At 40.5% G+C, this 14741-nt stretch carries 7 protein-coding genes; 2 read left to right on the top strand and 5 right to left on the bottom strand.

The genetic code is table 11. The features are described 5' to 3' along the window. Positions 1 to 31 precede the first annotated feature (31 nt). Both pnp and rpsO read right to left on the bottom strand, forming a co-directional pair. Positions 32 to 2119 (bottom strand): polyribonucleotide nucleotidyltransferase, encoded by a 2088-nt coding sequence (gene pnp, locus ACINWC141_RS16465; protein WP_171061986.1) that lies wholly within the window; start codon positions 2117 to 2119, stop codon positions 32 to 34. Positions 2120 to 2377: 258 nt separating this feature from the next. Continuing rightward, complete coding sequence (rpsO, locus tag ACINWC141_RS16460) at positions 2378 to 2647, bottom strand: 30S ribosomal protein S15 (RefSeq protein WP_002114951.1); 270 nt, start codon at positions 2645 to 2647, stop codon at positions 2378 to 2380. A gap of 210 nt (positions 2648 to 2857) precedes the next feature. On the opposite strand from rpsO, the gene ACINWC141_RS16455 reads away from it, so the two are divergent. Then, positions 2858 to 4156 (top strand): EstA family serine hydrolase, encoded by a 1299-nt coding sequence (locus ACINWC141_RS16455; RefSeq protein WP_009393137.1) that lies wholly within the window; start codon positions 2858 to 2860, stop codon positions 4154 to 4156. A 699-nt stretch (positions 4157 to 4855) separates the two neighbouring features. Here the strand turns inward: ACINWC141_RS16455 and recD are convergent. The 3 genes from recD to ACINWC141_RS16440 form a co-directional block, all read right to left on the bottom strand. Next, the gene (recD, locus tag ACINWC141_RS16450; protein WP_009393062.1) at positions 4856 to 6607 is read right to left on the bottom strand and encodes an exodeoxyribonuclease V subunit alpha; all 1752 of its coding nucleotides are present in this window, start codon (positions 6605 to 6607) and stop codon (positions 4856 to 4858) included. 108 nt (positions 6608 to 6715) lie between these two features. After that, entirely contained in the window at positions 6716 to 10417 is a 3702-nt protein-coding gene (locus tag ACINWC141_RS16445; RefSeq protein ID WP_009393097.1) for a UvrD-helicase domain-containing protein, read from the bottom strand. Between the two features lie 3 nt (positions 10418 to 10420). Then, on the bottom strand, positions 10421 to 14056 hold the full coding sequence (locus ACINWC141_RS16440) for an exodeoxyribonuclease V subunit gamma (protein WP_009392976.1): 3636 nt from the start codon (positions 14054 to 14056) through the stop codon (positions 10421 to 10423). Between the two features lie 169 nt (positions 14057 to 14225). Between ACINWC141_RS16440 and ACINWC141_RS16435 the strand changes: the two genes are divergently transcribed. Further along, positions 14226 to 14732 carry a hypothetical protein gene (locus ACINWC141_RS16435; protein WP_009393267.1) on the top strand — a complete coding sequence of 169 codons (507 nt, stop codon included), beginning with the start codon at positions 14226 to 14228 and terminating at the stop codon, positions 14730 to 14732. Positions 14733 to 14741 lie beyond the last annotated feature (9 nt).

Here is a 14741-nt window from a genome sequence, read left to right as displayed (position 1 = left end):
TCAAGCGGACTTTTTCATGTCACTAGAACAATTATGCTTGTTCAATGTCTTTCATAGTCAATTTAATACGACCACGATTATCAACATCAGCAACTTGTACTTTCACTTCCTGACCTTCTTTAAGGACATCAGTTACATTCGCAATACGTTCATTTGAAATTTGCGAAATGTGAAGAAGACCATCAGTACCCGGCATGATGTTTACAAACGCACCGAATTCTACGATACGGATTACTTTACCGTCATAGATCTTACCTGGTTCAACTTCAGCAGTAATTGCCTGAATCTTAGCAATTGCAGCTTTAGCAGCAGCTTTAGTTTCACCAAATACGCGAACTGTACCATTGTCTTCAATATCAATTGCAGCTTTAGTTTCTTCAGTAATTTGACGAATAGTCGCGCCGCCTTTACCAATAACATCACGGATCTTGTCTGGATTAATGGTAATAACTTCAAAGGTCGGTGCATGAGCACTAATTTCAGCACGAGCACGTGAAATGACTTTATTCATTTCATTAAGGATGTGCATACGACCAGCAAACGCTTGGTTTAATGCAACTTCCATAATTTCTTCAGTAATACCTTCAATCTTGATGTCCATTTGAAGTGCAGTAATACCGTTTGCAGAACCTGCTACTTTAAAGTCCATATCACCTAAGTGATCTTCATCACCTAAGATGTCAGAAAGTACTGCAAAACGCTCACCTTCTTTCACTAAGCCCATTGCGATACCAGCAACTGGTGCTTTAAGTGGAACACCCGCATCCATAAGTGATAATGATGCACCACATACAGAAGCCATTGAAGATGAACCGTTAGATTCAGTAATATCAGATACAATACGAATAACGTATGGGAAGCGGTCAGCTGCAGGAAGAACTGCTTGAACACCACGACGCGCTAAACGACCGTGACCAATTTCACGACGCTTAGGACCAGTTTCACGACCAGTCTCACCTACAGAGTATGCAGGGAAGTTGTAGTGCAACATGAAGTTGTCAGTTTTAGTACCTGACAATGTATCAACCATTAATGCATCACGCGTATTACCCAAAGTTGTTGTTACCAACGCTTGAGTTTCACCACGTGTAAATAATGCAGAACCGTGAGCGCGGTCTAATACACCAACTTGAACGTCGATACCACGAACAGTTTTAGTATCACGGCCATCAATACGTGGCTTACCTGACAAGATGTTGTCACGTACTGTACGGTATTTAAGGTCTTCGAATAATTCGTTTACTTCGTCAGCAATACCAGTTTCGTCATTTTCAGGAACGAACTGAGCTACAGCTTCTGCATAAAGTGCATCAAGTGCTGCATAACGATCTTGCTTAACTGCAATCGTATATGCTTCAGAGATTTTAGCTTCGAAAGCTGCTTTTAATTGCTCAAGAAGTGCTTCATTTTTGCTTGGAGCAACCCAAGTTGATTCAACTGCACCAGCAGCCGCAGCAAATTCTTTAATTGCTTGAATCGCGATTTGCATTTCGTCATGACCGAAAAGCACAGCACCAAGCATTTGGTCTTCTGAAAGCTCTTTAGCTTCAGATTCAACCATTAATACAGCAGATTCTGTACCAGCAACCACAAGGTCAAGATCACTTTCTTTCAACTGTTCAAAGTTCGGGTTAAGAACATATTCACCGTTGATTAAACCAACACGTGCGCCGCCGATTGGACCACGGAAAGGAGTACCAGCAATAGACAATGCTGCTGATGTACCAAGCATTGCAGCAATATCAGCATCCATAGTTTTGTCAGAAGAAACAACTGTTGCTGTTACTTGGATTTCGTTGAAGTAACCTTCTGGGAACAATGGACGAATTGGACGGTCAATAAGACGTGAAATTAAAGTTTCAGCTTCAGAAGCACGGCCTTCACGCTTACCGTAACCACCAGGGATACGACCAGCTGCATATTGTTTTTCTTGATAGTTAACTGTTAACGGGAAGAAGTCCTGACCCGCTTTTGCTTTAGGTTGAGCAACAACTGCAACTAAAACAGTTACGCCACCCATTGTGATTAAAACTGTATTTGCTTGACGTGCAACGCGACCCGTTTCTAAAACGACTTGATGTTGACCGAATTGAAATTCTTTACGAACGATATTAAACATTGACATGTATTCTATTTTCCTAATTTTATTCTAGTGAGACCCCTAAGGTTTGGCATTCAGACTACAACTATTGGTAGACAAATGACAAAGCTTAGAAGCCATCACACTAGGCCAAAAATTTTAAATAATATTAAACGCAAAGAAGGAGCGCACAAGCGCCCCTTCTAAAAATCACTTAATCTAAAATTAAGTGAAACTCTCTTTTCAGCGATAAAGCATTGCGACATGCGAAATAGCGAAAACAAAGTGAAAATCGAATTAACGACGTAAACCTAAAGCGCCGATCAAAGCAGTGTAACGACCGTGATCTTTACCATTTAAATAGTCAAGCAATTTACGACGTTGGTTAACCATACGAATCAAACCACGACGGCTGTGATGGTCGTGTTTGTGAGCTTTAAAGTGACCTTGTAAATCATTGATTTGAGCAGTCAATAAAGCTACTTGTACTTCTGGTGAACCAGTGTCATTTTCAGCGCGAGCAAATTTAGCAATGATCTCTGCGCGGTCTGCATTAGTTAAAGCCATTCGATTTCTCCGAGATGCTTAAAAAAGTAAACGATATGAATCAGTTGAGGCAACTGACTGCCGTGCATCACTACAGCAAGTTGCCTATTTTAAGGTATCTATAGGTGGATTGCAAAATAGTTTTCAGTAACTTGTCATTTTAGACACTGACACGAGCATGTTAACCCTGCACACTACCCTTGAATAAAAAGAAAGAAGCGCGAGGGACGTGTGAAAATTTTTTCAACCAACACTTGTCCAGTACCGGACAATCTTGAGCAAGTTATTCATCGTAAGGATGAGGTTGCTGCTGAACAGGGTGGAATGACTGAACGCCAGATTCACAAAATTTGGAACAGTGTAGAAGCATTATATAAAACTGGAAATTATCCACTCATTACCTTCTGCTTACGCAGACAAGGTAAAATTTTGCTGAACAGAAGCATTGGATATGCTCAAGGGAACTCTCCGACAGGACTACAAGAGAATGCGCTGATTGCGACTCCAGATACACCTGTTTGCCTGTTTTCAGCATCAAAGATGATCACCGCCATGTTAATTCATCTATTAGATGAAAAAGGTGAAATCAATTTGCTTGATCCAGTGAGTTACTATATTCCGGAATATGGCGTAAATGGTAAGCGCCGTGCGACTATCTTTCATTTATTAGCACACCGTGGTGGCATTCCCTATATTGATGGCGATGTCACACCCGAACTACTATTTAATAAAGATGAAATTTTAAAACGTTTATATGCTGCCAGACCTGTTTCTCCTGCCGGAAACCATCTTGCCTATCATGCCGTTACGGCGGGTTACATTTTAGGAGAAGTGATTGAACGGGTGACTGGGCAAGATTTACGTGAGTTTGTGCATCAAACTATCGAAAAACCGATGGGAATGCCTTATTTCAATTATGGTTTAAAACCAGAATACCGCTCAGAGGTTGCCTTAAACTGTGCAACGGGTTTACACCCTCGCCTTGGGACAGATCACTACCTGAACCATGTATTGGGTGGAGGGTTGCAACTTGCAGTTGATGTGACGAACGATAGTCGTTTTATGGACACAATTTGCCCAGCCGGAAATATCTATACCAGTGCAGAACAAGCTGGGCGCTTCTTTGAAATGCTTTTAAGTGGAGGAAGCTATGGCGGTCAGCAAATCTTCAGTGAGAAAACGATTTTCAGGGCAACACTGCCAACCACAGGCGTTAACATTGACCGTACTTTATTAATTCCAATGCGTTACGCTTTGGGGCCAATGTTAGGTAGTAATCCAATTGGTTTATTTGGCCCAATGACAGGTCAAGCTTTTGGTCATTTAGGGTTCTCCAATATTTTATGCTGGGCCGACCCTGAAAGAGATATTAGTGTGTCTTTGTTAACCACGGGCAAATCTGTGGTTGGAACGCACCTGCCCGCTTTAGCCAACCTGCTTTATCAGATTTCAACACAATGCCCACGCATCCCTAGAGATCAGCGCCGATCTTTGTTTGGTAGCGACTCTCATGAAACTAACTTAGTGTAAAAGCAAATAAAAAACCCAAGCATTTCTGCTTGGGTTTTTGGCGCTGTAGTTTTTGTTTATCGTGTTATTTCTGTTTTTATTATCGTTGGTGAGATGCTAGTCACATCCTTCTTGTTGTTTTAACTCACTTCCGTTGTTTTTTTCTATTTCCTTATGTGATGCATTGTGACACATCCAATTATGAAGAAAAGTAGTATTTTTCTTATCATCATGTAAGCAAAAACGTACAGGTCTGTCTAATATTTAATAAATCAAGGTTTTTAACATTTAACGTACAGTTCTGTATAACATATAACTTAACAATTCACAGGAAAAATGGCCGTTTAAAAATCATATTACAGATAAATATATTGATATTATTGATATAAATTTTTAAGAAAAATCTCGCTCAATAGAGGCTTAAATCTGGAATTCGCTAATAACTGTTAGAAGTAAATAAAATCGAGAATATAAAAAAGCCCTGTAGTCTCTCCCAAAACTACAAGGCTTAGCGGCTGTAAGTTTCCTCTTTATACACCTACATCATTGTAAGTTCGCAGTCTCTCGACTTAAGTTATTATTATTGTGCGATTTTGCCCGACATTCCGTGCCAAGCTCGTTGTGCGTTTATAATCTCAAAAACGTGGGGTGTACTCTAGCAGCAAATATCTCGAATCTATGTAAGCTTTTTCTTACAAAGGTAAAAATATTAAGTTTGGCTTAACGAACTAGCCGATTAACTTTTTGAACTAAACCACTTTTTCGTGTAGTACGAACTGTAAACGACTGCAGTAAAGCTTCTGGATGAACTAAAAGACTTACTACTTTTTTAGCGCGTGTAATTGCCGTGTAAATAAGTTCTTGGCTTAATAAATTCTTTGCGGCTTGATCTAAAACGACAGCAGTATGTGTAAATTCAGACCCTTGTGATTTATGAATCGTTAAAGCGAAGGCACTTTGAATACTCTTAGGTAATCGATTTGCAGCCACCCATTTATTCAAACTTGGAAAATATACTTCAAATTGCTGTGGCTGAGTTCTATGTTCAAAACACAAACCAATGTCACCATTTGAAATACCGAGCTGATAGTCGTTATAAGTCATCATGACCGGACGACCGACATACCATCCCCCTGCTGTCACTATTGAAAGTTGTTGCTGTATCCAACGCTGCGCATATTGATTTAACTGCTGTAACCCAAATGGACCATGACGAACAGCCGTTAAAATACGGTAGTCATCAAATGTTTTTACGACATTTTGGACCTGTTCAATCGAGCGTTCTTCTTTTAAATAATTTTTTAGACTCTTTACATATCCTTGGAAACCTAACATGAGTTTCTCATAGTAAGTTTCGACTTCTGTATGAATGCCCTCCGGTAAATACTCAAGCTGAACCACATCTGGCATGTCATTTTGTAAAGCTATAGGCTTTAATTCAGAAACCTGAACAATATCAATTTCAAACTGCTGCAAAACCTCTACATGATCTTGCTGATAGGTTTGTGCCTGAATAAATTTAGCAACTTGTCCAATCAACGCCCCTTCAGCAAAACGGCGACTGGTTTGTAATTGTACTCTGTTGTCAGCTAGTGCCTGTATTTGTTGTAAGTCAGCAAGTACCGCTCCGACGTCGACGGAAGCGAGCTGATTTGCATCACCTAATAAGATAATCCGGCAAGACTCTGGTACGGCCTCAAATAAAAGAGTTGCCAGATTTAAATCCAGCATGGAAGCCTCATCCACCACAATCACATCATAAGGAAGCGGTTGTTTTTGATTAAATCGTGGCGTTTGACTATGCCCCATCCCTAATAATCGGTGAATTGTTTGTGTTCCCTGATTTCTGAGCTCTTCGCTAATTAATCCGGACTCAAGCAATTTAGGGTCGTTAAATGAATTTTGTAAGGCTTCTTGCATGCGCTGCGCTGCTTTACCTGTTGGAGCGGCCATCGCAACACGAATATGTGGAATCGCCTGTCCGAGCACAGCAATAATACGTGCAAGTGTATAAGTCTTACCTGTACCCGGCCCACCAGTAATAATACTCAGGCTCTGCCGAGCAACCATTTGTAAAGCTGCCTGTTGATGGGGGTCTGTGAGTAGGCTTATATAATCATCGCAAGATACAGGTTGGATTAATTGTTGTTTTAATCTACAAATTTGTTCTGCAAGGCGTTGCTCTAGGTGCCAATATCGGTATAATGCCAACCCCTGCTCATCGTAGACGCAAGGGGCAACTTTCGAAGTTGCTTGATCAGCAGATATCACAAGCTGACCAAGTGCTGCAATTTGCTCAGAACTGACATCGATATAGCTATCGCCTTGTAAGCTCGCTTCAATCAGTTGCTGCAAATAAGAAGTGGCTTCTGGCACTTGCGATTGCTCAGTAAATGGAGCCTGATTTAAGAAGTTACTCCACGTTGTTAACCAGCTTAAATCGGCTTGTTCAGAGCTATTTAGATTGTCCACACACTTATCCACCTAGTTTTCCACACGCTTGTCCACATGGTTATAGACAGGCTTATCCACATGCCAAATATTTGTTAATAATACAATTACATACTTTATCAGCATTTTTTACGCTATTTTATCCTCAGCAAAATACCCTAAAATGGCATCAAGACGAAGAATAAACTCGATACTAGGTTGCCAGTAATAATACCCTTGCTCAGTCTCACCATTCATGCCACGTAAATAAAGATAAGTTGCCCCACCCAAATGTTGCTCAATTTGATAATTCTGCATTTTGACTTGCAAATAACGATGTAATGCAACGAGATATAAACCTGCTTGTAGCCAGTAACTTGCTAAAGACATGCTTTGGGCAATGCTATCGCTACGATAATCTGCAAGATCATCCCCTAAGTAATTACTTTTATAATCGGCAATGTGATAACGCTGCCCATCAAAATAAACCAAATCGATAGAACCATTAAGGTAACGCGCTGAACGAGCCTCAAGCAGTTCTGGCATATGCAAACCATACTCAGCAAAGAGTTGCTGAATACGTGTCATGGCTAAAACTCGATCTGACAGTGCCAAATAAAAAGGAAACTCTGACAAATACTGCTCTGGTTGAAGTTGGTTCAATCGAAAACCTTGATAAAGCGGCGTTCGCAAAATATCTTTCAGCCACTCTGCAACTAACTGATAAAGCAGATTTTCGGCGTCTTCTTCCTCTTCGGGGAAGTTCTCCTTATAATTATTAAGTAAATCTTGCCAAAGGCTACTATAGTCATTTTTAAAACGACGACGTATTTCTATAATCCATTCATCTGAACATTGAAAATCAATATGTTCAAATATTTCATGTAAGAAATTACCGGCAAGCGTTCCTCTCGGAAAATTACTCTTTATCCAGTCAATTGACTGAGCACTGATTGTTTCAACAGTATTGATTAAGTCCAACTCATCTTCTGCCAATACAGCATCATTGCTCTGACTCGCCAATAAATCTGTGCCAGCCTTATGTTTTAAATGCTGTGCCAAATAACTAAAACTGGTTTTACCTCTAGAATAAAAACGTTGTTCAGGAAAACGCTGCGCTTCTAGTTCAATAACAGTTGATTGTTTAGCTAAATGAATTGCCTGCGGAATCTGTTCCAAAACCATTTCATCCGTACAACAACGGTGTTGAAAAGGTTCCGTTCTATTTTTCCAAAACGCGAGACCCGATACTGACTTACCATCAAGATCTTGTAAAAGTGCATAAACACGATGGCTTGCTCGCGTGAGCGCTACATACCAAAGACGATTCTGTTCAGCGAGTGCTCGCTCTTCGTGTTGTTTCAGTTCAATTTCATTCAAATATGTCTTATCAGCAATCGCAACGACTCGTTGAATTAAGGTCTGATTGGATTCAGGCAAGGTTATATCTTGAGTCGAAAAATTGAGAGTTTTATTATTTTCTCGAAAAGGCTTGTCTGCACCTAGTAAAAAAACAATCTTAAATTCCAGACCTTTTGACTGGTGAATTGTCATGAGCTGAACGCCAGCTTCACTCGACAATTTACGTTCTAGCTCCCAGTCACGGTCAAGAGGAGAACGCAACTGTTTGAGATACCAGTGATAAAGGTTCTGAGCACCTGAGTATTTTTCGCTGTGCTGACTCAAAATTTCAGTTAAATGACGTAAGTTCACCACAACGCGTTCGTTATCTTTACTTTGAGCTGCAACCAAATTTTGCCATATATCAAACTGGATGAGGCATTGTTGCCAAGCCACTAAAAAGCCTTGAGCGGACCACAATTCTCTAATAGCATCAAAACCAGTCATAAACCGGCTTAACCCTTCGGCTGTCTGCTCAAGCTGCAATAGTTGCTTTAAATCCATAGCAAATAGACGACTAATTAAAGCTCGCTTCACTTTTGCTTCATCGTAAGGATGAAGTATGGCAGTCAACAAAGCACCAACGTCTTGAGCAATCGTGCAATCGAAAACACTTCGTTTTGATGGCCTGTTAACCCGAATTCCTAAACGTTCTAGCTCAAATTGAACTTTATCCAGCCCATCATGATTACGAGACAATACCGCAATATCATCTTCGTTTAAGGTTTGAGTCTGTGCATCTTTTTGAAAATATAGTTGTCCAGCATGTGACTGGTTAAGTAGATCTCGAATCTTCCATGCAACTTGCTGAGCCTCTGTTTCTTTATCTTTGAGCATTAACCAGCGCAAAGGATGAGGATTATGATTGTTCTGCTCAATCAGTACAGGATGAGGCCGAGTTCCTGCTCGAATTGGGTCATATTGAACCTCTTCGCCAAAGTCGATTTGCCTTTGAAATAAGGCATCGACCACTTCAACCAAATCAGCAACAGAACGATGGTTATGAATTAACTTATATTCACGACCATGTTTGGCTTGAATATCTTTATAGGCATTTAAAAAGGTGAGCATATCCCCACCGCGGAAACCGTAAATCGCCTGTTTACGGTCACCCACCATAATCATGCAACCTTTTTTGTAGCGCTCTGGATGGCGCCAAATGCTGGCGAGCATGTCATCTTGATCTTGGTTGGTATCCTGAAATTCATCAACCAAAATTAAGGGATATCGAGCCTGCACAAATACAGCAAAACGTTGCCCCTGCTCACCCTTTAAAGCTTCAGAAAGTGTACGAATTTGCTGAGAAAAAGTAGTTTCACCTTTATTTTGCAAAACCTGTGGTAAGCGTTTTTTAACTTCTACACATAAATAGGCTTTTAAATAAATATGAAGCTGGTCGAACTGCTCGGCGTAGTTTTTCAGCACACCAAACAGCTTCTGAATTTGCTGAATACAAGGATGCTGATAGAAACCATCTGAAATTTCAGCAGGACATTTCTTAAAAACTTTTTGATCGGCAAGTTGACCTAAAAACTTAAAAATAAGTTCTCGTTGTGCGGCTAACGACCCATCAAAAACTAAAATAATTTCGCTTTGCTTTAGAACTTGTAGTAGCTGCGGTAAACATTCACTAAATAGTTTATTAAATGCCCCATTTCTAAATACTGTCCCGTTCACATGTTTATAGAGCTCGCCATCAAGCAAGTAATATGCTTCTAAAAGGCTGATATCAATTTCTGTCGCTAATTGTTTGAGCTGCGTAAGTTGTTCAAATTGAATGGTTGGTTTTTCGGGAAGTTTAAAATGAGCCGAACTAAAATTAAGTGAGTCCTCGACCAGTTTAACAAAATTATCAACACTCTTAAGCTCACCTGCCAAATACAACGCATCAATCACAGTCTGAGGTTGAGACTGTATCCATTCACGCAGTACATCATGGATCAGTTGCCGACTATAGGTTTTGGCATCATCGGTAATTTGAGCGCGCTCAATTTTGCCACTCTCAAAAGCAAACTCACGTAATAGTTTTTGGCTAAAGCTATCGAGTGTCCCGACAAATAACTCGTCTAACTGATCGATGACCAATTTTAAACGTTCACACGCATAGGCAATACGCGTCGCAAAATGCTTTAGAATATGCTGGAGTAATAAGTCAGGCTCTTGCTCGGCCTGCGTAATTAATTCTTGTTCTGTAAAACTACGCTTGGCATCTAAATAACGATACGTTTCGACTAAACGGGCACGAATACGGCTTTTTAACTCAGCAGCGGCAGCTCGGGTAAACGTGGTTGCAATCACTTGTCTAGGCAAATACTTTTCAAGAAAAATACGGACCATCAAGCTCGATAAAGTATAAGTTTTTCCTGTGCCCGCCGAGGCTTCAATTAAATGTAATCCACTAAAATCAATATCAATAATAGGTTGATAAGACACCTGTACTCTTGAGTTCATGTCTTACTCCGAATGTTGAAATTGAAAAACTGGATGATACAGATCATACGCAAACTCATCACAAGCATGTTGAAGCAAAGCTTGTGCATCTTGTTCTTGTAAAATAAAGCTCCAGTCTCGATGCAACTTGCAAGCTTCATTTTGAGTCATATCTATTGTGGTAAATGACCCTGTTTCATTCCAGTATTTTAACAGCTCAGCGTAGCTCTTCTCATCCAGTTTTGCTTTTTCTGCCTGATTTATTGTTTCCCACTGATATGCTTTAGCTTTTTCTAATGGCTTTAATAATAAGGCTGCTGGTAGAACCAATGGTTGTTGTTGGGCGTGGCGCCAGATTTTAAACCATGGCTGTAAATATTGCCGAGCTTGCTCAGAACTTACACCACTACAAATCACAGTTTGATCGCTAAAAACTACAATACGACGTTTTTCAGTTCCTGCACTTCCCTCATTCAAATAAGCTAACCAAAGTAAGTGTTCCAACCAGACTTTCGCGCGTCTTTTTGCTCGGGCGCTTGAAGGTTCCATACTCACCCAATCCTGTGTTTCAGACTTTGGGACAGTAATATTCATATGAAGCTGTTTAGCAATTCGCCAAACTCGCTGCGTGGTTTGTGTCACTGCGGGTGCATAATGGTGAAGGCGTTCAAGCAAACATTCCTGTTCAAAAACACCTTGTTGCCATGCGCTATATTTGACTTTACCTACAGGCAGCTGATCAATTAATACTTCAGGTTGTGCTTGCTGATCAGATTGCTGTAAAAAATGTCGAATCGCATAACGCCCTAAACCATCTAATAATAACGGTTCATTTTGGTCGAGCACTCCCACACTTCCTAAATTTTCTACCCCTAAAGTCTTCAAATATAACCGTGCTGGGAATGTCACATCTTGTATCCACTGCTGGCTATCTAAAACCAACATGTCAGGGGCTTGTAGCGGATAGGTCGTATTCGCCCAAGGTTGTCGGTTTCCTGAGACTTGCTGAATTTGTGAAGCGACCTTAAACCAGTGATCTTGATAACGAATAACACTTTTTCCTACAGTAAAACCTTTCGGGTCGAAGGGCTGTAAGTCATGTAAGTGATAGAGTTGTTTTAATTGTGATGGAATCTCAATTCCTTCAATAACTATATTTTCAGTTACGTCAGTTTCAGCTTTCACAATCAAGGCAAGGTGTTCACGGAACTCTTGAAGAATGCTGGAAGGTTCTCGTACCTCGCCATCGTTCACATCAAACCCGTTATAAAACAGCCATAAATTGTCTTGGGCTAATAATAAAGCATCTAAAAAAGCACCTTGGTCATCTTCAAGTCGAGAGCGGTCACCCAACTGTTGACGTAGTGCATCCATTAAATCAAATGGAACATGCGTATCACGGTTTGGAAATTGCCCTGCATCAAGATTTAGCATGACCATTAAGCGATAAGGTAATGGTCGAATATGTCCAATTTGGGCAAAGGTAATCTGCCCAGTCGGTTCAGCTTGTGCACTTTGGCTTTCTAAAGTGCGCTGAATTTCTTCAATAATATAAGGCAGAGGCAACGTAATTTTGCGTAAAGTTCCTGTTTCTGTCTCGGCGTAATAACTTGCAAGCGTCAACATTCGTTCTTGTTTTTTAACAACTTCCCGAACAGCCTTTAAAGCAGCAACACCAACTTGCTCAAATTCAACAATATCTTTACCGAGTATTTGAAGCCAATATTCAACCGTGTAGACTTTCCCCTGTTCATGCAAAGTCAGCCAATCACGGCGCTCATTCAAATCCTGATAAATCTGAATGAGTGTACCAATCAGCTCAAAATCACTCGGTTGAACTTTGGCATAACTCAACACCTGATTAAATGTCGCATGTACAGGCACGGCAATCCCAAGGGCCAATCGCTCCAAGGCAAATTTAAAGCTATATCGGTAATCATCATCACCGTCACACAAACTCCGCTTGAGATGCTCTGCATCAAGCCCTCGTTTAAAGCCTGCATCGGCAAGTAAATTTAAAATTCGCTCAACCTGAACATATTCAAGTTCGTAACGTTGCTGGGTCGCATGCAAACTTAACCAATCAGCAAAATCATCAAAGCTAAAACGTCCTTGCATCAGTTGAATACGCCCAATTACGGCACGCCAAGCATTCAGTGCATCAAGTGATGCAACACCTGCGATTTTCACTGGCAGATGCACGCCCTGCTCAGTGGCAGTAGCGGGAAATACACTTCGAATTAGAGGCTCTATATCGGCCAAATTAGGAACTAAAACTAAAATATCGTTTGGACGGCGCGGCTGTTCATGCGGTTTAGCCAACCAACAGATTAATTGCTCTTTTAATACTTCAAGCTGACGTAATGTCGAATGACAAACATGAATCTGAATAGAGTCATCGTCTGGGGTAAGCTCATATTGCTTAGCTTGAGGTTCCACTAAATGCAAAATATCTGACTGAACTTTACCGAGTAAACTTTCTGGAAAATCATCTACAAAAGCATCAACCCATTTACCCTCTTCGCCTGTAGACAAATTTGATAATAACGAAAAGTGGTCGCGGGCTTGTTTACCCAATCTGGTTAACAGCGGATGTCTGGACTCACGCGCTTCAGCATTAAAGTTGAGTGTAAATTTATTAAAGAAATCGTTAATTTCAGCATCTGTTGCTTTGGGGTTTTTCGCAATAAAACGCTCTTTCACCCCTAGGTCATAACGCTGCTTCCACAGTGGATCGACACTATCGGCCCAATATTCTTGTGAGGGGTTATAGTGCAAAATCAGCACATCAACGTATTGCCCTAAGCGACGTAAAAACTGTAACTGGCTTGGCGGTAAATCTAATAACGTAAAGATCACCACTTGATTAGGTAATCTTGAAATAGCACGCTTACTGCGGTCCGGATGATCTAACTCTTGCCAAAACAACTCATCAATTTGCTGCATCTGCAAAAAGTCATCATGAAAATGTTGTTGCCACAACCAACGCTGCCAGCGTTCTAGCTCCTCAGTTTGGTGCAATGCAAAAGCAGTCACTTCTTCATCTTTTTGTACAATATATTTTTCAATATCTAATGATCGGCCCTGGCCCCAAGCAGACAACCAATTTTCTGGACAGGTACAACTATTTTCACACCCACGCTGGCACTGTCCGCGATAAATCATATAGTTGCTAAATAAATCGGCAACCTGCTCAGCGACCCAATACAGCATTTTTTGTTTTTTTAACTGTTTATCTATGCCGTGTTCGAGACGATCTGCGCTGTCATAAATACGCTGAACAATAGAATGTAAAGGATGCGATATATCGATATTCATCGTGTCAGGTTGAATAAATTCGTGCAAAGCCTGATGCACCCGCCATTTAAAAATCAAACGCGGAATGTTCGCTTTACGAACCTGCTCTTTATGCGCAGTTAATACTTGCTGATAGGCGAACCACTGGAAACCTCGTACCCGTTGATGAAACTGGTAATTGGCACTCATGCCCTGCTGTTCTGCAAGTTTTTGTATCAGCCACTGCTCGACCGCAGGGCTTGGAACAATAAAATGTTGGGTTTTCAAAACCTGTAATGGATGCGTTGAAGCTTGAGATGTAGACGCTAATACACCTTGCAACAACACATCAATACGTTGACTTTGAATAACATGGATCCCCATTTATTTCATATCCTGCTTGCATAATTTATGCACAAAATCATAAACATTCATTACTATACAACTGAATCTGACTATGTCACGTTGGTTTAAACACAGCATAATTTAACTTTAAGTGTCACTTACACTTGGTTTGAATAACGCCATCAAGAAACTCATACAGGTAAACATTATGAAAATTGATAAGATTCCTGACTATATTGATCCTAGCTTAAATCTGGAACAAATTCGCGATGAGTGCCATGACCTCATCAAAAAAAGAGCTTACGTCTCAGCAGGAGCGGCAATTGTACCGATTCCTTTTTTTGACGTGGTGATAGATTTGGGAATATTGTCGCACCTGATTCCAGATATCAATTCCCGTTTTGGCTTAGCACCTGAACACGTAAGTGTCTATGACCCAAAAACCAAAACAATTCATTGGGATGAATTGCGTAAACGCGGTTTTGAATTTTCAGGCTTTGTGGTAGCACGTACGACCGTTAAAAAAACATTTAATGGCTTTTTTGGCAAAATCGTAACGAAACAGGTGACTAAATTTATACCGCTAGGCGGGCAAATTGTAGCAGCAAGTTTAGGCTATTTCATGATGAAGAAAATAGCAGAAACTCATCTAAATGACAGTTACAATCTTGCAAAACGTATTCAGCAAAAAAGCCGTGGCACAATTGTAAATTAATATGTGCAT

It is taken from the genome of Acinetobacter sp. WC-141 (assembly GCF_000313935.1).
GTDB lineage: Bacteria > Pseudomonadota > Gammaproteobacteria > Pseudomonadales > Moraxellaceae > Acinetobacter.
This window is presented reverse-complemented; position numbering and strand designations above follow the sequence as displayed.

Bases quoted from the DNA above. Each gene is read 5' to 3' on its own strand.
- ACINWC141_RS16435 (WP_009393267.1), top strand. From the start codon at position 14,226: ATGAAAATTGATAAGATTCCTGACTATATTGATCCTAGCTTAAATCTG.
- ACINWC141_RS16440 (WP_009392976.1), bottom strand. From the start codon at position 14,056: ATGGGGATCCATGTTATTCAAAGTCAACGTATTGATGTGTTGTTGCAA.
- rpsO (WP_002114951.1), bottom strand. From the start codon at position 2,647: ATGGCTTTAACTAATGCAGACCGCGCAGAGATCATTGCTAAATTTGCT.
- pnp (WP_171061986.1), bottom strand. From the start codon at position 2,119: ATGTTTAATATCGTTCGTAAAGAATTTCAATTCGGTCAACATCAAGTC.
- ACINWC141_RS16445 (WP_009393097.1), bottom strand. From the start codon at position 10,417: ATGAACTCAAGAGTACAGGTGTCTTATCAACCTATTATTGATATTGAT.